This window comes from Flavobacterium endoglycinae, assembly GCF_017352115.1.
In the GTDB taxonomy this organism is placed as follows: domain Bacteria; phylum Bacteroidota; class Bacteroidia; order Flavobacteriales; family Flavobacteriaceae; genus Flavobacterium; species Flavobacterium endoglycinae.
On the sequence record NZ_CP071448.1, the window covers coordinates 2,220,296 to 2,242,443 of the forward strand.

At 34.2% G+C, this 22,148-nt stretch carries 18 protein-coding genes and 1 tRNA gene; 7 read left to right on the plus strand and 12 right to left on the minus strand.

Annotated elements, in window-relative coordinates; genetic code table 11:
* Positions 1–11 precede the first annotated feature (11 nt).
* Both J0383_RS09675 and J0383_RS09680 read right to left on the minus strand, forming a co-directional pair.
* Positions 12–98, minus strand: a tRNA-Ser gene (locus J0383_RS09675).
* Positions 99–158: 60 nt separating this feature from the next.
* Entirely contained in the window at positions 159–1,028 is an 870-nt protein-coding gene (locus J0383_RS09680) for a LysR substrate-binding domain-containing protein (RefSeq protein WP_207298192.1), read from the minus strand.
* 90 nt (positions 1,029–1,118) lie between these two features.
* On the opposite strand from J0383_RS09680, the gene J0383_RS09685 reads away from it, so the two are divergent.
* Complete coding sequence (locus tag J0383_RS09685; protein ID WP_207298193.1) at positions 1,119–2,360, plus strand: MFS transporter; 1,242 nt, start codon at positions 1,119–1,121, stop codon at positions 2,358–2,360.
* A gap of 217 nt (positions 2,361–2,577) precedes the next feature.
* Here J0383_RS09685 and J0383_RS09690 read toward each other — a convergent pair whose 3' ends face one another.
* From J0383_RS09690 to J0383_RS09710, 5 genes are all read right to left on the minus strand, one after another.
* Positions 2,578–3,606, minus strand: coding sequence for an asparaginase (locus tag J0383_RS09690; RefSeq protein WP_207298194.1), 1,029 nt, complete (start codon positions 3,604–3,606; stop codon positions 2,578–2,580).
* Complete coding sequence (locus tag J0383_RS09695) at positions 3,596–4,729, minus strand: 1-acyl-sn-glycerol-3-phosphate acyltransferase (RefSeq protein WP_207298195.1); 1,134 nt, start codon at positions 4,727–4,729, stop codon at positions 3,596–3,598. Before J0383_RS09695 ends, J0383_RS09690 begins: the two co-directional genes overlap by 11 nt.
* Positions 4,730–4,793: 64 nt before the next feature.
* Positions 4,794–5,573: a TatD family hydrolase gene (locus tag J0383_RS09700; protein WP_207298196.1), complete on the minus strand. Its 780-nt coding sequence runs from the start codon at positions 5,571–5,573 to the stop codon at positions 4,794–4,796.
* A 185-nt stretch (positions 5,574–5,758) separates the two neighbouring features.
* A complete protein-coding gene (locus J0383_RS09705; RefSeq protein WP_207298197.1) occupies positions 5,759–6,481 on the minus strand; it encodes a tetratricopeptide repeat protein in 723 nt (240 codons plus the stop codon).
* 2 nt (positions 6,482–6,483) lie between these two features.
* Complete coding sequence (locus J0383_RS09710; protein ID WP_207298198.1) at positions 6,484–7,068, minus strand: RNA polymerase sigma factor; 585 nt, start codon at positions 7,066–7,068, stop codon at positions 6,484–6,486.
* A gap of 128 nt (positions 7,069–7,196) precedes the next feature.
* On the opposite strand from J0383_RS09710, the gene J0383_RS09715 reads away from it, so the two are divergent.
* From J0383_RS09715 to J0383_RS09735, 5 genes are all read left to right on the plus strand, one after another.
* The gene (locus J0383_RS09715; protein ID WP_207298199.1) at positions 7,197–7,496 is read left to right on the plus strand and encodes a hypothetical protein; all 300 of its coding nucleotides are present in this window, start codon (positions 7,197–7,199) and stop codon (positions 7,494–7,496) included.
* Between the two features lie 81 nt (positions 7,497–7,577).
* A complete protein-coding gene (locus tag J0383_RS09720) occupies positions 7,578–8,549 on the plus strand; it encodes a hypothetical protein (RefSeq protein ID WP_207298200.1) in 972 nt (323 codons plus the stop codon).
* Between the two features lie 111 nt (positions 8,550–8,660).
* A complete protein-coding gene (locus J0383_RS09725) occupies positions 8,661–10,613 on the plus strand; it encodes a PKD domain-containing protein (protein WP_207298201.1) in 1,953 nt (650 codons plus the stop codon).
* A 97-nt stretch (positions 10,614–10,710) separates the two neighbouring features.
* Positions 10,711–13,371, plus strand: a complete 2,661-nt coding sequence (locus J0383_RS09730) for a CHAT domain-containing protein (protein ID WP_207298202.1) — start codon at positions 10,711–10,713, stop codon at positions 13,369–13,371.
* Complete coding sequence (locus J0383_RS09735; RefSeq protein WP_207298203.1) at positions 13,323–13,760, plus strand: retropepsin-like aspartic protease; 438 nt, start codon at positions 13,323–13,325, stop codon at positions 13,758–13,760. The genes J0383_RS09730 and J0383_RS09735 overlap by 49 nt, the downstream gene beginning before the upstream one ends.
* An 80-nt stretch (positions 13,761–13,840) precedes the next feature.
* On the opposite strand, the gene J0383_RS09740 is transcribed toward J0383_RS09735, so the two are convergent.
* The 5 genes from J0383_RS09740 to J0383_RS09760 form a co-directional block, all read right to left on the minus strand.
* Positions 13,841–17,017 (minus strand): efflux RND transporter permease subunit, encoded by a 3,177-nt coding sequence (locus J0383_RS09740; protein WP_207298204.1) that lies wholly within the window; start codon positions 17,015–17,017, stop codon positions 13,841–13,843.
* A 93-nt stretch (positions 17,018–17,110) separates the two neighbouring features.
* Positions 17,111–18,178, minus strand: a complete 1,068-nt coding sequence (locus J0383_RS09745) for an efflux RND transporter periplasmic adaptor subunit (protein ID WP_207298205.1) — start codon at positions 18,176–18,178, stop codon at positions 17,111–17,113.
* A 9-nt stretch (positions 18,179–18,187) separates the two neighbouring features.
* Entirely contained in the window at positions 18,188–19,522 is a 1,335-nt protein-coding gene (locus J0383_RS09750) for a TolC family protein (protein WP_207298206.1), read from the minus strand.
* 65 nt (positions 19,523–19,587) lie between these two features.
* Positions 19,588–20,187 carry a TetR/AcrR family transcriptional regulator gene (locus tag J0383_RS09755; RefSeq protein WP_207298207.1) on the minus strand — a complete coding sequence of 200 codons (600 nt, stop codon included), beginning with the start codon at positions 20,185–20,187 and terminating at the stop codon, positions 19,588–19,590.
* A 109-nt stretch (positions 20,188–20,296) separates the two neighbouring features.
* The gene (locus J0383_RS09760) at positions 20,297–20,818 is read right to left on the minus strand and encodes a YceI family protein (RefSeq protein WP_207298208.1); all 522 of its coding nucleotides are present in this window, start codon (positions 20,816–20,818) and stop codon (positions 20,297–20,299) included.
* A 269-nt stretch (positions 20,819–21,087) separates the two neighbouring features.
* Here J0383_RS09760 and J0383_RS09765 point away from each other — a divergent pair, with 269 nt between their 5' ends.
* Positions 21,088–22,062, plus strand: a complete 975-nt coding sequence (locus J0383_RS09765; protein ID WP_207298209.1) for a polyprenyl synthetase family protein — start codon at positions 21,088–21,090, stop codon at positions 22,060–22,062.
* Positions 22,063–22,148 lie beyond the last annotated feature (86 nt).

Genomic DNA, 22,148 nt, shown 5'->3' on the forward strand with positions numbered 1-22,148 from the left:
AAATTAATTCGCAGAAAGGAAGGGATTCGAACCCTCGATATAGTTACCCATATACTAGCTTTCCAGGCTAGCTCCTTCAACCACTCGGACACCTTTCTATTTTAGGACTGCAAAGAACACAAAAAAATATGACTTTACAAAAGCAATTTTGATAATCCTTAAATACTCTTTTTAAATTCTTCCATAAATATTTTTACTGCTTTTTTCTGATATCCGCCAATGGTCAGCATAAAAGCTTCACGTTTTGTTGCTACTCCTGTAATTTGTATCGCACAAAGCTGATCCCAGCCTTTCAGGGCTTTTTCGGCAACAATGGTGGACCAATCACTGTTTTCTACCATTTGCAATAAAGCATGAATGGAATGCAGTTCGATTGAAATTTTAGGTTTCATGTTAAACTTCTGAAATAATTCTTCGACAAATTCCCTTGAATTAGAACCTTTTCCGGGCAGAATCAGCGGGATCTCTTCTATTTTCTTAAAAGCAATTTTATCCAAATTTGCCAAAGCATGATTTTTAGAAACCGCCATCACCATATTCGAAGTAAACAAAGGCACTTTCTGAATAGGACGCTCAATGGCATGAGATGGAATTACCAAAACCACATCGACAGCATTATTAATGAGTTTTTGTTCCAATGATTCTGTTGTGCCGTATTCGACAATAATTTTTAGGTTTTGATATCTTTTGGCAAATGTGTTAACGATGGGCAGAATCAATAATCCAAAAATGTAGGTTACACCAATTCGCAATTCACCACCAATCATTTGGTTTAAATCTTCAATGGCTTGTTTTCCATTCTGCACATTTTCGAGAACTTTTTTGGCATGAATCAAGAAAACAGAACCGGCTTCGGTAAGCTGTACTTTTTTCCCAATTCTAACAAACAAAGGCATTTCGAGTTCTTCTTCGACTTTTTTTATTTGCTGCGAAAGTCCAGATTGTGTTACAAAACAAAGTTCTGCTGCTTTTGTAAAATGCAATACTTCAGCCGTTTTGACGAAATATTCAAGTTGATAAATTTCCATATTGATAAGTTTAAGTACTTATTATCAGTAAAATTATTAATTTTTCTAATGAAATCATAATCACGAACTTTGTATCAAATAATTAAGATTATGTTTAAAGCCTTAAAATCTAAAAATTTCAAATTGTTCTTTTACGGACAATCTGTTTCGGTGATTGGTACCTGGATGCAGAAAACCGCAGTAAGCTGGATGGTTTACAGCATAACAGGTTCTGTGTTTTTATTGGGATTAGCAACGTTTTTAAGCATGATTCCATCTTTGTTTCTGGCGCCTTTAGCCGGAAGTATTATTGGTCGTTACGATCGTCACCGCGCTATGATGGTCTTACAGTCATTGGCAATGCTTCAGGCGGGAACTTTAGCGTTACTGATTTATTTCAAAATTTACAATATCAATTTTATTCTGGCGCTGAGCCTTATTCAGGGAATCATCAATGCTTTTGATATGACCTGCCGACAAACGATGATGATTGATATTGTCGATAATAAAGAAGATTTGTCAAATGCTGTTGCACTAAACTCAACTCTAAATAATTCTGCCCGAATTGCTGGTCCAGCACTTGCCGGAATTATTTTGCATCAATATGGAGAAGATATTTGTTTTATTGGGAATTTTGTGAGTTATGTTCCGGTTTTAATTTCATTAATGATGATGAAAATTACGCCTCACATTAAAGCCGAAAACAAATTAAATATGTTAGACGATCTTATTGAAGGTCTAGATTATGTAAAAAAAGAAACCGAAATGGCCAGAATGCTTATGATGTTAACTTGCAGCAGCCTGTTTGTTATTTCTTTTAATACTTTAATGCCCGTTTTTGCCAAAGATATTTTTAGAGGAAATGCCGAAACCTTCAGCTGGTTCGAAAGTGCTGCCGGAATTGGTTCTGTTTTGTCTGCAATTTATTTAGCAAATCTAAAATCTTCAGAAAATATGAGCAAATTGATGATTGCAGCGAGTTTACTTTTGGGTTTCAGTGTGATTATTTTAGCGGTTTCAAGCAGTATTACAATTGCTTTGATTTGTATGACATTAAGCGGAATCGGGATGATGGGACAAACTTCTTCTATCAACATTTACATTCAAACGCATAGCACTGTAAATATGCGTTCTAGAAGTATTAGTTATTATATGATGGCGTATCAGGGAATGATTCCTGTGGGAAGTTTAATTATTGGTTACGTTTCTCATTCTCTTGGCGTAAGAACCACAGTTGCGATTCAGGGAATCATTTGTATTATTTCGGTACTTGTTTATTTGTATTACAAAAAACACAAAGCAATTGAGGATTTAGAGACTTGTCCGGTAACGTATACAAATTCCAAAAATTAAATTCCAATTCTAAGAAAATTCAAAAACAAGAAATCCAAATACCAATATTGGAGTGGAAATGATAAACTGAACTTTTTCAACTTTGACAAAGTTTAAAACCTTGACAAAGTTCTTACGGTAAAAATCCTTTGATTTCGCTCAGGATGATAATGGAGCAAAAAAAATCCAAATTCCAAAAGTGTTGGTATTTGGATTTTTTAATATTTGGAATTTCAATTTAAGATATTTCCCCGCGTAAAGCCGTTTCAAAAATATCTTTAAACTCATTTTGAGGAATATTGTGTCCCAGCAGATACATTAGTTTTGTAATGGCGGCTTCGGTAGTAATGTCTTTTCCAGAGATAACACCTAAAGATTTTAAGGCAGTACTGGTTTCGTATTGTCCCATATTCACACTTCCGCCAGAACATTGGGTTACGTTTACGATATGCATTCCTGATTTTATGGCTTTTTCAATTAAATGTAAAAACCAATCTTCGGTTGGTGCATTTCCTGAACCGTATGTTTCCAGAACAATTCCGCGCAAACCTTGAGTTGCCAAGATTGAAGCCAAAACAATTTCGCTCATTCCTGGAAACATTTTAATAATCGCAACGTGATTGTCCAAGTTTTTGTGAACAATCAGTTTTGCATCTTTATTTATGGGAAGAAATAAATGTTTATTTAATTTTAAATGAACGCCAGATTCTACTAATTCCGGATAATTTGGTGCTGTAAATGCTCTAAAATGTTCCGCATTTACTTTTGAAGTTCGGTTTCCGCGGTATAATTTGTATTCAAAATACAGACAAACTTCTGTAATAACCGGTTTTCCATCTTCTAAAAGTGATGCAATTTGAATCGCTGTAATTAGGTTTTCTTTAGCATCCGTACGCAAATCTCCAATTGGCAATTGCGAACCTGTAAACACAACTGGTTTGGCTAAATTTTCGAGCATAAAACTCAATGCTGAAGCCGAATACGACATCGTATCTGATCCGTGAAGAACCACAAACCCGTCATAAGAAGCGTAATTTTCCTCGATAATTGTGGCAATTTTTGTCCACATTTGAGGATTCATATTTGAAGAATCAATTGGATGTTCAAATGAAATCGATTCAATTTCACAATCCAATTGTTTGATTTCGGGTATTTTCTGAATTAATTTACCAAAATTGAAGGCTTTAAGTGCGCCAGTTTCAAAGTCTTTGCTCATACCGATGGTTCCTCCGGTATAAATCAATAGTATTTTTGCTTTAGATGACATCTTGGTATTTTAATTTATTGACAACAGGATTTGCATACATGGCCAAAAACCCTTGTCTGGTAACAGGATTATCACTTCCGATTCTCATTTCTAAACGACGCTCAAAAAGTTGTTTTTCACTTTCTTTGTATTTATCTGCAAATCGGTCAGTTTCGTTTAAAATATCATAAGCAATAAAGTTTGTCGGCCATAATTGATAGTTTTTCAAGATCACATCATCAATAGTTTGTGCCAAAGCTTGAATTTGCTTGTTTGCATTGTCATTTTCAGCTGCAATCTGGTCGATTTCGGTATCTAAAACATCGCCTACAGAAATGTGTATTCTTTTTTTAGTTCCCATGATACCGCTGATGATATTCATGAAATCTTCGTTTTTATCTTTTATATAAACTTCGTTGTTGGCTTCTGCCATTAACTGCGGCATTTTCAATACGTCTGTTGGATCGTATTCGTATGAAATAGAAACTGGAACTACTTTTAATTTCTTAAAATAACTCATCAAATCTTCATCAGAAGCCATTCCAATCATTTTTAAAACTCCCGGATTGGTTTCGTCATTTCCGTCTTTGGTTCTTCCTTCTTTTTGTGCAATCCAAACCGAACGGTTTTCGCGAAGCAATAATTTTCCCATATATTCAGAAAGCAGTTTAGAACTTTGCAGCATTTCACGAGGCGATAATCCTCTTAAAACCAAAAAGTTTCGGTTTAATTTGGCTAAAGTTGATAAGAAAGCTTTCTTCACTAAATTATCTCCAATTGCAGATGCCGTCATGACCAAACCATGTTCGAACAAGCAAACATTCAGTAAAGTGGTGTCTAGAAGAATATCTCTATGATTTGAAATAAACAAGTAAGAAGTGTTAGGTTCTAGTTTTTCAAACCCCGAAGTCGTTAAGCCTTCAGAGCTTTTTTCCAGTACTTTTTGAATGGTATTGTAAATAAAGTTACATTGAAAATCACGAATAGAATGTGTTTTCTTTAGTTGATCCTTCCAAACCTCATCATCTACCTCCGGAAAAGTAAAGTTCATCATGGTTTTCATCATAGGATGATTAACCACAGCATGAAGTGCTTCATTTATTTCGGAATCATAAAACGGTCGAATGGCATCAAATTTCTGCATTATTTATAATTGTTTAAAGTGGGCAAAAGAACAAAAAAAAAATTAAAGTTTTGTAAGGCATGCGTTAAATACCAAAAACCTCTTTTGAATTTTGCGTTGTTATTGCTGCTATTTCCTCTTCAGAAACTTTATATATATCTGCAAGTTTTGAAATTACGTTGATTAGATAACTGCTTTCATTTCGTTTTCCTCTATACGGAATTGGTGCTAAATAAGGTGAATCTGTTTCTAAAACAATGTGTTTTAAATCAATTTGATCTAAAAACTGATCGATTTTTCCGTTTTTAAAAGTCACCACTCCGCCAATTCCAAGTTTCATTTTATAAGAAATCGCACGCTTCGCTTGTTCTAAAGTTCCGGAAAAACAATGAAAAATCCCAAACAAATCTTCAGATTTTTCTTCTTCTAAAATTTCAAAAATTTCATCAAATGCTTCACGGCAATGAATTACGATAGGAAGTTTGTGTTGTTTTGCGAGCTGAATTTGTTTTTTAAAAGCGATCTGCTGTTCTTTTAAATGTGTTTTATCCCAATACAAATCGATTCCTATTTCACCCACTGCATAGAATTTTCGCTTAGACAATTCCGTTTCTACATGAGCCAGCTCGTCTAGATAATTGTCTTTTACGTACGTGGGATGCAGACCCATCATTAAGAAAACATTCTCAGGATAATTTTTCTCTAAATCGTACATTGACTGAGTGGCTGCTGCATCGATTGCTGGAATAAAAAAACGGGTAATTCCGGCATCAATAGCACGCTGAATCATCTCGTCGCGATCTTGATCAAATTCTTCAGAATATAAATGCGTATGCGTATCGGTAATAATAGGTGTTGAATTCAAAGCTGTAATTTTAAAGTCATCAAAATTACGACAATATTAAAAGAATAGCAATTTCATGTGCATGAGACACGGATTTTTTAAATTATCACTTAAAAAGCGAAACCTTTGTCAAAGTTTTGAATTTTGACAAAGGTTTAAAACGTTAATTGGTATTTGGATTTTTATTTATTGAAATTCAATTCCTGCTAATCCAGCTGATGCAAAAGTTCTTCAACTTGATCGTAATCTTCGTAATCTTCAGATATAGATTCTAAGATTTTTTTACATTCTTCGTAATCTTTTTGTTTTAGTTTAGACAAAGCCAAATACCACAGCGCTTTTTCTTTATACACCGAAGTTCCATTTTTCAGTGCGTTAAAAACGTCTTCCGCTTTTTTATAATGACTTTCTTCTAAAAGTGAAACTCCGTAAAAAAACTGGATTTCGGCTGTTTTTTGTTTCTGCAAAATGGTTTCGAAAAGCGGAATCGCTGTATTGTATCTCTTTTTATTATAAGCGGTCTCGGCTTGTTTTAAAGTCTCATCAGCTGTTGATCTTTCGGTAAATGAAGCATGTTCGGGATTATTGTAATCCGCAAAAGATGGATTTTGATTGTAATTGAAAAAGAACAATCCGAATAAAACCGCAACCGAAGCCGCAACGGCCAGATACCAAGGTTTTAACCCAATTACTTTGGTGTCTTTATCGAAATGTTGTTTAGATATTTGAGTTAGATTTTCTTTAAAAGCTTGTCTTTCCTGTTCAATTCCAAATTTGGTGTTCAGCTGTGTGTGAACGTTTTTAAAAGTCTCAAACTGCGACGCAAATTCAGGATCTTGAGTAAGTTGGTTTTCAAAATCAGTTTTTGCCCCAGGCGTTAATTCGTCTTGAAGATATTCATCAAATAATATATAGCGTTCTTCGTTCATGACTAATTGTTTTTTAAAGAGTTAAAGTTTTTTGCTTCCTGAATCCACTGCGTTAACTGACCTATGCATAACGACTTTTTCTTGCGGACATAGCCATACGTTACGTTTAGTTTTTCTGCGACTTCTTCCATCGATTTAATTTCAAAACTCAGCTTTAAAACTTCTTTGCATTTGTCTCCCAGTTTCTGGAACATGGCATCAAAAAGCTGTTGTTTTTCATCAAATTCTTCGGTATGTCCAATCAGTTCATGTGCTGATTCATTGATAGATAAAACATCTTCCAGAATTGTTACCCCTTTATTAGAAGTCTTTTTCAATTCATTAAGCCATTTTCTTTTACACAATAAAAAAAAGTAAGCATCAAACGGACAGGTTAATTGCAAAGAACCTTCTTTGGCTTGATTGAATAGCAAAATCAAAATTTCCTGTACCACATCCTGAGCATGATCTTTATCGCCAGAATTGTTCATGATAAACATTACTACTTTAGGAACAAACTTTTTATAAATAGACTTAATTATTACCGAATCGTTAGCAGCAAGTCCATCAATATATTTTTGATCAGGATGTATTTTATTTCGCCCCATAAAAAACTTTTTATCAGCTAAAGTTAAAAAAGAATATTAAATAAATTTCAAATTATAGGGTAACAATTCATTATGTGAGTGGATATAAGAGAACAAAAATCTTTTAAAACAGTTAAAATTAAGAGAAAATGGAAACGTATCAATTTACAAATGAAAAGGCACTGGACAAATTTTACGAAATGATTTCGGCTAAAAAACGAAACGGTTTTGTTGTCGTAGAACATAACGAGAAACTCCCTTATGTTGTTTTATCGAAAGAAAAAAAAGTCATCAAACACACATTACATTTATTGCTTACTTGTCTCACTTTCGGACTTTGGTCAGTTGTATGGCTGTATTTAATTGTTACGCTTTCGCGAAAGAGAAGCATTCTTGTGGCTGTAGACGAAGACGGAAATCTGTTTGAAGACAAATGCCTTTCGATTTAAATAAAAAACTTTCAAAAAGAGGGGTAACAAATTCTAAACCCCGAACATCTATCAATATAATAATCATTAAAACCAGAAATTATGAACACAAAATTTAAAACAATCGGACTTTTATTCCTTCTACTAATCTCTGTTGTAAGCTGTGATAACAGCGACGGAGACGATATCAAAATTTCTCCTCCATCTGCAGCCGCTTTCAAAAGCATCAGCGAAAAAGGAGTAAAAAGAAATACACAAAACTTTACATTAACTGCCGGAAACGGTGTTGTGACTTTAACTTCTGCAAAAGGAGTAAAATTATACATCAACGGTGATTGTTTAACCAAAAACGGAAATCCTGTAACTGGAGAAGTTAATATCGAATATATCGAACTTTTTGACAAAGGAAATATGCTGGTAACCAACAAACCAACCATGGGAATCATGCCTGACGGAAACAGAAATCTTTTAATTTCGGGAGGAGAATTCTTCATCAAAGCAACTCAGGGAGGAGTCGAATTACAAACGTCATGCAATATGAACATGATTGTACCAACGAGTTTAACTGATGGTTTTGATAACTTAATGACTTTATGGACTGGAGTTATTGATGAGGATGGTGATTTGGCTTGGAAAGATGCCAGAGGTGCTGACGGAAAAGGTGGTGTACAAGGTGAAGGAAACAATTATTATGTGACTTTTGGAAACTTCGGATGGACAAACGTTGACCGTTTTTACAGCGATCCAAGACCAAAAACAACTATTTTGGTGGATGTTCCAGAAGGATACGATAATACAAACAGCGCAGTTTATCTTTCTTATGATGGTGAAGGTACAAACGCTCTTGCTAAACTAGATACTTATACAGCCCAAGGATTGTTTAGCGAACACTACGGACAAATCCCAATTGGTCTTGCGTGCCACATTATTTTCGCAACAGAAGACAACGGAAACTGGCGATATGCCATTAAAGGAGTAACTACAACTGCAAATGCTGTGTATACTTTTAATCTTTCCGAAACAACAGTCGGTACCGAAGCGCAATTGGTGGCAGCAATCAATGCTATTCAGTAACTTACAAATGCTTTTTTAAGAAAAAGTGGTGATTTGCTCATCACTTTTTTTTACATTTAATCCCGTTTTAAAATTGATTCTGATGATTTTAAGGCTAAAAACTGTCTAGCTATGAAACCACAACTGTCTATTTTCTTGTTGCTATTCTCTATTTTCTGCATAGGTCAAACCAAAGTAAAAGACACCATAACCCGAAGAGCCAATATTGGTTTTATCCAAAACGGAAATGCCGTTTCTTATAAACCCGAAACGCCGCCTTTGATTCCGATTGCGGGTGCGCCAAAACCGAGTTATTCGTATTTATGGGAATTAGGCGACGGACATTACAGCAAAGAAGCAGAACCAAAACATGTTTACAAAAAGAAGGGTACTTATACCGCCAGACTTGCTGTAACCAATAATTACGACAACGGAAAACCTCCTGCGACTCGACCAAAAAAAGTGGCTGTAAACGACATTACAGACAATAATTATAAAGACATCGCTTCTATTGCAGACCAGAATGGTTTTGCGATTATTAAAAACTGCGATCCTATTCCAGAACAGGAAATGGTAGTCGTAGTAAGTTATCAAAATCTGGAGAATTATGTTTCAAGCGGAAAACTGTATCTTTTTTATAATGAAAAGCAATTCAAAAATAACAATTTCGAATTAAGCGATTTCAGAACCTACGCTGGCGAACGTGAGGTAAAAGAAAACCTTGTGGCTTCTGTAAATGATCTTGACGATTCGAATAATTTTGTGGCTTCTGCTGAAGGAAATTTCAAAACCAAAAAATACCGAAATACTACTACCGAAGAAGATTTAGATGCGTCACTTTTAGACGCCAATAAAATCTATCACAATGTATCGGTTTTAGAATTTGATGATGCCAATCCGGGAGAAACCCGAAATGTTTTCTATACTTTTAAAACCACTCCCGAAATGATTAAAGATACCAGCGCAACAGTTACGATGCGTGGTATTTTTGTTCCGAATCGAAGTTATAAAAACCATAAAATTAAAAACCTCGAAATGGAAATTGTGACTTCTCACGATCCTAACAAAATGGGATCTAACGGAAGTTTTATGAATTACAGATTGGTGCGTTTTAAAAGAGTAAATTTTAAAACCCGTTTTCAGAATAATGGTGAAGGTCCGGCGCGAAAAATCCGCCTAGAAACCGATGTCCCTGATATGTTTGATAAAAAGACTTTTCAGATCGAAAGCATGTACCCAGAATGTCCGATTTGCCCAAAAGGCGAAGAACCAACGGTAAGCTGTCTCGATACGATCATCAAACAAAAGCAAATCATTTTTACTTTTAAGAATATTTATCTGCCAGGAAGCGAACAGAAAAATGTGCATGAAAAAGATTCTACAAAAGGTTTTGTCAAGTATTCGATGAAGTTTGGCGAAGATTTTCATAAAGTAAAAACCAAAAGCCGAACGGCTATTATTTTCGATAAAAACGAACCTATTATTACCAATTACGCCACTACCCGATTTCTTCCAGGAATTTCAATTGGTGTAAAAGCAGGTTATAATTTCTATCCTGATTTAGACAAATCGACCAGTTATTTTGTGGGTGCAACTCTTTCGCCTTTTAAATCCTATCGTTTTTATTGGCAGGTCGAATGGGAAAATGCTTTAAATAAATACAATAGCGATGTTACCGTTGTCGATCAGTCAATAACCAATGCCAATGGAGTAAGGCAATTGCAGCGTACCACTACAGCCACCGAAAACAAAAATATCAATTGGGAAATTCCTATTCTGATTCGCTATAACATCAATAATTACATCGGAATTGGCGCTGGAATTCAGGCGAATGTCAATGTTGCATCAGAACAAAACCAGAACATACAAACTGATCTTTATGAAGGCGATAAAGAAAGCTTTTTAATTAGTTCTACTACAACTTCAAACCAAATCAAAAACACTTTTACCGATATCAAAACGGGACTTTTATTTGATTTAACGGCTGGTTTCGCCAGAATCGGTCCGAGTTTAGGAGCGCGTTATGTGATGAATTTTGAACAGAATTTCAATTATTTCCAAGTGTATGGAATATGGAAGTTTTAAAAAATAATGTTATCCTGAGCAGAGTCGAAGGCTTTATAACAAAAATGGTCTTCGACTCCGCTCAGACTGACACCTAAATACAATCGACTTTTTATATATGCACTTACATCGCTTATCTGGTTTTATTTTTCTTTTTTTGAGTCTGGCTGTTTTTGGACAGAGTCAGGAAGATAAAATATACCATGCCGTTGATGTTTTTACAGCTCATCCTTCCGCGAAAGCGCTACAAAATTTATCAAATGCTGAAGCTGATTTCTGGAAAAGTCAAAAACCAAAAACCAAAGACGAATTACTGGCCATTGTGGTTTTAAACTGCAATAAAGGCTATTATGAAAATCAGTTTGGACAGGTGCAAAATGCGGTTTCGAGTTATGAAAAAGCCTGGCAGATTTATCAGAAAAACAAACTCGGCGATTATGATATCATTGAATACTGTCTTAAACCTTTGGGCAATTTGTATACGGTTTTAGGTGATTACGATAGTGCCGAAAACACTATAAAACAGTACTATTTTATAATCAACACTTCCAAAAATTATCCAGATACCGCTGCGCAAAAATTTGCTGTGATCTTGAATTTATCAAATGTTTATCAAAGTTCAGGAAAGATCGCGTCCGCCATTGAAATATTAGAAAACACTTTAAAAACAGAGAAATTAAGCAATATTCAAAAAGGTGTTTTATTGAATAACCTGGGCAATAATTACTGGCTGGGATCACAAAAGTTTTTAATGCTTAAAAATGCTTCCGACAACGCTGAAAAAGCATTTAAATCCTCTATCAAATATCTGGAAAAAGAAAAAAATCAATCAGAAACGTTATCAAATTCTTATCGGAATCTGGCTTCCATGAACCGTCAATGGCAACGATTTGACACTGCAGATTCGTATATGGAAAAGGCTGAAAAATTGTTTCTAGAAACTCCCAATCAGCAACCTCGAAAAATTGCCAAATTGCACTATGAAAAGGCCTTACTCCTTTTTGATGAAAAAAAATACGACGAAAGCACACAGGAGATTTCGGTTGTTTTTAAAACATTAATTCCGAATTACAATTCAAAAAACATCCTTCCAAATCAAGACCAATTATATGCCGAAAGTGTTTTGGTGGATGCACTCGATTTACAAGCTGAAATTCTAAAGATAAACGAACCCAAAAAAGCACTCAAAGCTTTTGAACTTTCTTTTTATATAGAAGAAGTTTTGATGAATGCTTTGGTATATGAAAATTCGAAAATCCTAATGCAGTTACGATCACGTAACCGAACCGAAAAATGCATTTCTATTTACGATCAATTGTTTAAAAAGGAAGGCAAAAACCAATATGTGGAAGACGCTTTTCAATTATCTGAAAGAACAAAAGCAGGAATCTTAAAAAGCTATAGATCGAATATTAAAAACGCTTCCGCAGAAGAAAAACAGCTTTTACAGCAACTTCAGAATTTAAATAACCACATTTTAAAAGAACAGCAAAAAGGTGATTTAGCGAATATTTCGAAGATCAATCAGTTTATAAAAAAACAGCACGAACAGATGATTTCGCTGAAAAAAATTCAGTCTCAAAATTCGGATTATATCCCTGAAAAATGCGATATCAAAGCTTTATTTTCAAAATTAGAAAACGACAAAGCGATGATGGTATATTATTTTATGGGTTCAGAAAAACTGTATTATTTTGTTTTACAGCATAATAGAATTGCTTTAAATTACATCAACATAACGCATCTTGGCATTCCGAGAATTGCTCAATTTATTGATTATTTCAATAGTCCTGATGCCATTACAAATGATATTACGGGTTACAATCATTATGGAAAAGATGTTTATGATTTATTAAAACTTCCCTTAATTAATGATTATTCAAATCTCATTATTGTTCCAGACGGTATTTTGAATTTCCTCCCTTTTGAAGCTTTAATTACAAAAGAATCCAAAACGACAAATTTTGCCAAAATGCATTATTTTCTAAATAATTTTAAGATTGCTTATAATACTTCGGCCAATATTTATCTGAATTCAAAACCTAATTCTAAATCTGAAAAAACCGTTTTGGGCGTTTTTCCGGTTTTTGAGAAAACAGCTTATGAACTGACTTATTCCAAGAAAGAATTAGAATCTATTCGAAACAATTTTAAAGGAAAATATTTAGAAAATGCTGATGCACGTTTTGATAATTTCAAAAACAATGCTTCTCAATATTCAATTCTACATTTAAGTACACATGCTTCTTCGGGCGATATTGAAACTCCGGCGAGCATTAAATTTTACGATCAGGAAGTATTGTATTCTGAATTGTATAATCTGCATATCAATCCAGATTTAGTGGTTTTGAGCGCCTGCGAAACGGGAATTGGCAAATTATACAAGGCTGAAGGCGCTATGAGTATTGCAAGAGGTTTTCAGTTTGCGGGAGCGCAGAATTTATTGTTTTCATTATGGAAAGTAAACGACTTTACGACCTCGGTTTTTATGTCGGATTTTTATAAAAACATCAAAAACGATGCTTCTTATTTTGAAGCCAATACCAATGCAAAACGTGATTATTTGAACAACAAATCAATTCCAAACGCTAAGAAATCTCCTTATTACTGGAGTTCGTTTGTGTATTATGGTTCTATTTCTACAGAAGATAAATCAACAAATTATATCTATTACGTGATTAGTATATTGACGGTAATTGCCTTATTTTTGGTTTTCAATCATTATACAAAATGGAAAATCTTCACGAGATTCTCAAAAAGGAGAAATATAAAAAAATAAAATTCAAGGTTACCAAAACCCAGCATCTTTTAATAAAAGCCAAAATTAATGGAGTATCGGGAAATTTCATTTTAGATACCGGCGCATCAAACACTTGTATTGGTTTTGAAAGTATTGTGTATTTTGAACTAAATGCCAAAAAATCAAAAACCAAAGCTTCTGGAGCTGGAGCAACAGGAATGAAAACTCAGATTTCATCACAAAACAAATTGCAATTAGGCAGCTGGCAGAACAAAGATTTCAGCATTGTTATCTTCGATCTTTCGCATGTAAACGAAGCTTTAGAATCGTACAAAGCAAAACCAGTTCACGGTATTATTGGCGCTGACGTTTTATTGGAAGGAAAAGCAATTATTGATTATTTTAATCATTATCTGTATCTTAAGTAAGAGAAAAATTTCAATATCTAAAAATAAAAAATCCCAAACTCCTTTCGGAATCTGGGATTTTTCGTCTAAAATTAAATCAATTAATGGGTATGTTTAGGATTAAAACCGTCTTCGCTTAATTCTGTTGGTGTATAATCAGCAACCATTTCAGCTTCGTAATCGATTTTTTCTCCTTTAGAGAATTTATGAATAATTTTCTCCATGATATTATAAATTACAGGCACTACAATCAAGGTTAGGAATAATGATGAAATCAAACCTCCAATGATTACCCATGCTAATCCGTTTTTCCATTCTGCTCCTGCCCCAGATGCTAATGCAATTGGGAACATACCAAATACCATGGCAATTGTGGTCATCAAGATCGGACGTAAACGTGCGTGGTTAGCTTGAATCAAGGCTGTTCTGATAGATTCTCCAGCCGCTCTTCGCTGGTTGGTATAATCGACAAGCATGATCGCATTTTTACACACCAGACCAATCAACATAATAATACCTAAGATGGTAAAGATATTTAATGAGTTGTTTGTTAATGCCAGTGCAAGCATTGCTCCAATGAACGAAAGCGGGATAGCAAATAATACTACGAATGGGTGCACAAAACTGTCATACAAACTCACCATTACAAGGTAAACCAAAATAATAGCGGCTAATAAAGCGATTCCTAAAGTACCAAATCCTTCAGATTGGTTTTCTTGGTCACCACCCCAAATGTAGTTTACTCCGGCTGGTTTTTTCAATTTATCTAATTTTGCCTGCCATTGCTGAACGATTGTTCCTGAAGGAACCCCAACGTTTTGTCCTTTTACTGTTACAGATGCAGATTTATCTCTACGCTCTAACTGGCTAGGCCCAGAACCTTCTGTAATATCAGCAAACTGAGATAATTTAATCTGCTGTCCAGCTGAGTTAACAAAAATCAGATTACTAACGTCAGTGATACTTTTTCTGTCAAAAGCATTATATCTTATATTGATATCATACTCATATTCACCAGCTCTGAATTTACCGTCTGTATTTCCACTAAAAGCAGTCTGCATGGTTAAACCAACTGTTTGAAGTGTTAATCCTAAAGCAGCCATTTTATCACGGTCTACTTTTACGTTGATTTCTGGATTTCCGTCTTCAACTGTTAATTTGATCTCTGTTGTTCCAGGAATAGTACGTAATTCTGCTTCGGCTTGTTTTGCAAAAGCCATTGCCGCTTCTGTTGAAGGACCAGTTACAATTAATCCTAAAGTTGCATCTTCTGCAGTACCTAAGATACCTACTGGAACCGTTTTAACTTTTGCTCCAACTAATACTTTTTCTAACTTACGTTTGATTTTTGCAGCATACACATTCGCATCATCTGTACGATCTTTTTGTTCGATCATTTTTACGTCGATCTCTGCTTTGTAAGCTGTAGCTTGTGATGCTCCAAAACCTTCAGAAGTTTGTCCAACTGTTGTAATCTGACTGTGAACGTATTCTTGTTGTTTTAAGAATGCTTCAGCTTTTTGAGTCATGAAGTTAGTTTGTTCTAACGATGCGTCTTTTGGCATTTCGATTTGAACTAAGAACTCACCACTATCAGATGATGCAAAAAACTCACCTCCAATGAATCCTCCACCCATTAATCCTATTGTAGAAGCAAAGAACAAGATAACTACAACGACAATTGTTTTAATATAATGATCTAAACACCAAGTCAATAAATGAGAAACCCAGTTTGTGAAACGTGTTAGATAATCTTCGAAACCAAGAATTATTCTTCCAAATAAATTTTTTCCTTCAATGTGCTCTAATTTCCCGAAACGAGAAGACAACCAAGGAATAATAGTAAACGAAGCCAACAATGATAACATCGTAGAGATAATTACCGTAACACAGAATTGTGTAATAATGTTCGATACTAATCCAGAACTCATCGCGATAGGCAAGAACACCACCACAATTACTAAAGTAATCGAAGTTACGGTTCCACCAATTTCAGCTGTTCCGTCATATGATGCACGAATTCGGCTTTTACCCATCTCCATGTGCCTGTAAATATTTTCCAATACCACGATCGCATCATCGACCAGAATACCAACCACAAGAGATAATCCTAATAAACTCATTAAGTTTAATGTATATCCCATTAAATAAATTCCGATGAAAGTTGCAATCAACGACGCTGGAATAGAAACCATTACAATTAATGAGTTTCTAATACTGTGAAGGAAGAACAACATTACAAATGCTACCAGAATTACGGCAATCAATAAATCGTGAACTACAGAATCTGCAGCCTCAAGTGTAAAGATGGTACTATCTTTTGCTACTTCAAGTTTTAATTGATTTACTTTATAATCTTTTTCAAGCTGAGCAACCGTTTTTAATAACTGCTCACTTACCGCTACGGCATTTGCATCAGATTGTTTTACGATTTGTAAAACGATGGCACTTTTTTGATCTACACGAGATATTTTCTCGGCAATTTTTTGTGAATCCTGAACATCAGCAATTTCACCTAAACGAATTTGAATTCCGTTTTGAGAAGAAACTACTAAGTTTCTTAATTCTTCAACATTTTTATATTTACCTGCTAAACGAATTAATATTTTTTGATTACGAGTCTGGATATTTCCAGTAGGGAAATCTAAGTTTGAAGACAAAATGGTCTGTTGTACCTGAGGAACAGAAAGTCCGTAACCTTGCATTTTTACGGCATCAAGGTTTACCTGAATTTCACGCTCAGAACCACCAATAATATTTACCTGAGCAACACCTTGTACACGAGATAAAATAGGCGCGATTTTCTTGTCAATTAAGTCATAAAACGCCGCTTCATCCATTTTACCATTGGCACCAAGTGTCATAATTGGTAAATCACTCAGCGAGAATTTAGTTAATGCCGGTGTTTTAACATCATCTGGTAAATCACTAATAATGGCGTTAATTTTACGCTGCGCATCATTTAAAGAGAAATCGACTTTAGCGTTTGAGGTCAATGTAATGGAAACAATAGACAAACTTTCGTATGATTTCGAATCAATTTTCTTGACATTTTCTAAAGATGCAATCGCATCTTCTATTTTCTTGGTCACTGTATTTTCTACCTCACTTGGAGAAGCTCCAGGATAAATAGTAGAAATTGTAATAACGTTTTGTTCAAATTTTGGGATCAGCTCATAACCTAACTGGCTGTAGCTGAACAATCCACCAAGTGTTAGAATTGTATATAACACAATTACCAACGACGGACGTTTTATGGATATTTCGGCTAATTTCATATATTTTGTTTTAGGCTGTAGGCTGTAAGCAGTCGGCTTTAGGCTTTTATTAAAATGCTTAAAGCTTATTACTTACGGCTTAAAGCGGTACAATTACTTAATAATTTCTACTGTATTTCCGTCTTGTAAGTTAATCTGACCTGTAACAATTACTTTTTCTCCATCAGATAATCCTTTGATAACTTCTACTTTATCACCCAAAATTCTTCCAGCAACTACTTTTCTTAATTTTGCAACACCGTTCTCTGCAACAAAGATTTCATTACTACTCACGCTTCCTACGAATGCATTTCTAGGAACAACCATCAAGTTTTGTTTTTGTTGGTTTGATGCAAAGTTTGCCGTTCCGTACATACCTGCTTTTAGGTCATTGTTTGCATTATTTGTAATTTCAATTTCTACTGGGAAGTTTAATGATTCATCTGCTTTTGAAGCGATGAAAGTAATTTTTCCAGAGAAATTTTTATCAGGATACACACTAGCTGTTACATTAATATGGTTTCCTACTTTTAAGCTTGCCACTTGATTTTCGTTTACCGTAACTACTAATTTTAATTTAGAAACGTTTACAATATCAAATAACGCTGTAGCCGGCATTCCTGCTAAAATAGATCCTGGCTCAACATATTTTTTATTGATAAATCCGTTGATTGGAGCTTTTACTTTAGTATCTCCAACATTGATGTTAGCTTGTTTTAAGTTAGATTCTGCATTTGTTAAAGCTAATTTTGCCTGATCTAATTGTTGTTTTGTAACCCCTCCAGTTTTAAATGCATTTTCATATCTGCTGTAATCTGATTTTGCATTTTGATATACTGCTTGAGCTTGTTGCGCATTCACATTAATAACATCTCCTCTTACGGTTAATAATGTCTGTCCAACTCGTACATAGTCACCTTCTTTAGCTAAAACGCTGATCACTTTTCCAGATTTTTCTGCAGAGAAAGTTAATTCCTGAATTGGCTGAAAGTTTCCGTTTGCAACGAAATCTAATGAAACTTCTTCTGTTTTTACTGGAGATACTTTAACTGAAATCGCTGCATTTTTCTCAGCTACGATATCTGTTTTCTCCTTGTTCTTTTTCTTATTATTATTTAAGACATATCCAATTACACCCAGAGATGCAATTATGATTACGATTGTTATAATAGTTTTCTTCATTGTAATTAGTTATTTAATAAGAGATTTAAGTTCGCCTTTTGATTTGATTAGAGATATTTCGGCAATTTTATAATTTAAAACTGCTCTTGTATAATTATTTTGCGCTTCAAGAGATGCATTTTCTGCGTCCAGCAAATCGGTTAAAGAAGCTAAACCTTGAAGGTAATTGTTTTTGGTATTACTTAGAATTTCTGTTGCCAAACGCATATTTTCTCTTTGATTTTCAATGGTTACCAAGTTATTTTCGATTTGAGCCATGGCATTTCTGTAATCCAAGTCAAGAGAAAGTTTGGTGTCTTTAATATCTTCTTGAAGCGATCTAATTTCAACATCAGCCTGTCTTACTTTAGCACGAGTTCCAAAACCTGTAAAAATAGGCACGTGTAAGTTTAATCCAATGGCAGAGAAATCAGACCAGTAAACACCTTTTTCTGGTTTTGCAAACCAAGGAAATTCTGGTCCCTGACCAATATAATTGTAACCAGCGGTTAAAGAAAGTGTTGGGTAATATCCAGCTTGAACTGCTTTTTTATTGTAAACTAAAAGCTCTTCTTGTTTTTTCAAAAGCAGGTATTCGGTTCTGTTTTCAATATTTGGCTCTTGTGTTAATGCTGCAGGAACCACTTCAAATTCTTCTTTTGGCAATACGATTTGAGTTTCAATAGGCATCCCCATGTAAAACTTCAAAGCATTTTCTTGTAAAGTAATTTGATTTTTAATCTGCTGGCGTTCCGTATCGATATTTGACATTTTTACCACAATACGATCCAAGTCAATCTTTTTTGCTAAACCATTGTCAAATTGTCCTTTTACAATGTCACGTACTTTAGTAGTGTTCACATAACTGCTGTCTAACAGCAATAATCTTTCCTGTTGCACATACACTGAGTAATAGTTATTGGCAACTCTTTCAATAACTTGCTCTTCTGTTAACTGATCGTTTATTTGATAAAATTCACGAGTAGATTTTGCCGCTTTTAATCCTGTAAAAACTGACTGGTCAAAAATTGCCTGAGTTAAAGAAACCCCAGCAGTTGAAGTCCATTTTTGTCCAAACGCTGCCTGAATGGTTGTTCCCGGTGCACCAAATGCTGCTCCATCAATAACAGTAGTTTGAATAATTGGGTTGTAAGTTAAATTTCCGTTTGCAGAAATTTGCGGCAATGCTCTTGAACGTACTTCCTGAATTTTATATTCACTATTTTCAACCTGAAGTTTCGCTTTTTTAGCATCGGCTTTATTTTGAAGTGCGTAGTTAACTGCCTCTTTTAAGGTTAAAGTGGTTACCTGCGCGCTGGCCGACAGACCTATTGTGCATAAAAATATAAGAACTATTCGTTTCATATGTAGTTATTATTATTGGTTTTTATTGATGATTAAAAAATCATCTTATTTATAAAGATTGATGATTATACTTTAACTTTTTGAAGCTGTTTTTCTAATTCTGTAATACCAGTTGGAGTAGCCATTGCTCTTGTGTGGTATTCCAATGCTTCTAACTCTATTCTTTGGGCTTCACTTTCAGAAACTGTATTTTCGTTAATGTGAAAAATCAATGTGTAATAAAACTTAACATATACCTCTACGTTTAAATCACTTCTGTAAAGTCCTTCACGAATTCCTTTTTCGATATTATCTCTAAAACATTGTGTACACTGATCGATTTCATGCGACAAGATGTTTTGATAAATCTCTGGATAATGTTTTTTAAGCTGATAAATTGGAGAAGTATCAATATTGTTCTTAAACATATCACGAAACATTTCTCTGATTTCAAAATTCTCATGAATCGCATTGTAGTTTTTGGCTACAATTGTGTCCATAATTTCATGAACTTGTCTATGAACCATCGAAGTACTTTCTTCAATTAAGACTTCTTTATTACAGAAATATTTGTAGATCGTTTTTTTTGAAATACACATTTCTCCTGCAATATCATCCATCGTAACACTCTTAAAACCAAGTCTTAAAAAAAGTTCACTTGCTTTCGATATAATTTTCTCTTTCATTTTGGTGATCCCCTATTGCATCACAAATATACTTAGGAAACTAAAATTTAAAAAATAGTTTCCGCACTATTTGTAATAATTTTACATTAAATTATTCTTGATGTAAGATTTATATACTAAATTCCAAGTTGGCAATCAGTTTAATATCTTTTCCAAGTGCTTCTCCATTCTGGTGATTGAAAGAATTATAATCTAGTCCGAAATCCTGGCGTTTAATATCGCCCTTAATCTCAAAAGCTACTTTTTTCTCTCCGTTATAGTTATTCACACCAATAAATTCTGCATCGAGTTCTACTACTCTAGTTACATCTTTTATGGTTAAATCGCCTTTGAAGAAGTTAATGTTGTTGTTCACTTTTTGAAATGAAGTTGATTTAAAGCTGATGATTGGATGCTCATCTTCTTGAAAAAAATCTTGAAGCTGTAAATGAGAATCTATCTGCTGGAAACTTTCGTTTTTATTATTTATATCTAATGAAAACTCTACCGATGCATCTTCAATTTCATTATCTTCAATATTCACATAACCACCAAACTTATTTGTATTTCCTCCTAAGTAAGCAATTCTAGAATGTCTCATTTTAATTAAAACATCCGATTGGGTAGAATCTAAAGTCCATTTTGTTTTCATAAATATCTGATTTTATTGATATTATACTTTTCTTAAGTCTACAATGGAAACTTTTTGAGTGTTCCGAGTTTCCATTTGTTGCCGCAAATATAAACAGGAAACTCTGAATACCAAAAAAGTTTCCAAGTTTTTTGAAAAAAATTTTAACATATTTAAAATGAGAAGAAATTTGAAAACGTTTTAGTTCATTAATTTGCTTTTAATGATATTGCTCATAAATTATTCATATTTGAATTGTATCTTTGAGGCTCGCAAATCAGAATTTCATTATGCACGATATTAGTCAGTACCAAGATTTTTTTATTGATTATTTAAAAAAACAAGACATACACAAAGAACCCACAAATCTTTACGAACCTATTGAATACATTTTAGGACTTGGCGGAAAACGTATGCGTCCGGTTTTAACTTTAATGGCTGCAGAAGTTTTTGATACTGATTATACGGTAGCACTTCCGGCCGCCATGGCGGTTGAAGTTTTTCATAATTTTTCACTCGTACATGATGATATAATGGATGATGCGCCTTTGCGAAGAGGACAGGTGACCGTTCATGAAAAATGGAATTTAAACACCGGCATTCTTTCTGGAGACACGATGTTAATTTTGGCATATCAGTATTTTGAGCAATACGAACCCGAGATTTTTAGAGATTTAGCAAAGCTTTTCAGCAAAACCGCTCTTGAAGTGTGCGAAGGACAGCAATGGGACGTTGATTTTGAAACCAGAAAAGATGTTACAGTTCCTGAGTACTTAAAAATGATTGAATACAAAACAGCAGTTTTAGTAGCTGCTGCGATGAAAATGGGAGCAATTGTAGCCAAAACTTCAGAAAAAGAAGGTGATTTGATATACGATTTCGGATTGAATTTAGGATTGGCTTTCCAATTACAAGATGATTATCTGGATGCTTTTGGTGATCCAGAAACGTTTGGAAAACAAGTTGGAGGTGATATTATTGAAAACAAAAAAACGTATTTGTATTTAAAAGCATTAGAGTTTTCAAATCCAGAAAAAGCAAGTGAATTACAACAATTATTCAGTTTACAGCTAGAAGATAATTCTCAAAAAATAGAAACTGCCAAAGCCATTTTTAATGAATCTGGTGCTTCAAAAGCGACTCAGGAAGCTATTGAAATGTATACTTTTAAAGCTTTTGAAACTTTGGATAAAATGGATATCAGTACTGAGAAAAAAGATATTCTTAAAACATTTGGTGAAAACTTAATGGGAAGAAAAGTATAGCAAAAGGGCTTCGACTTCGCTCAGCCTGACAAACATCATTATAGAATGAGTGTTATCCTGAGAAAAGTCGAGGGGTTATGAAAAAG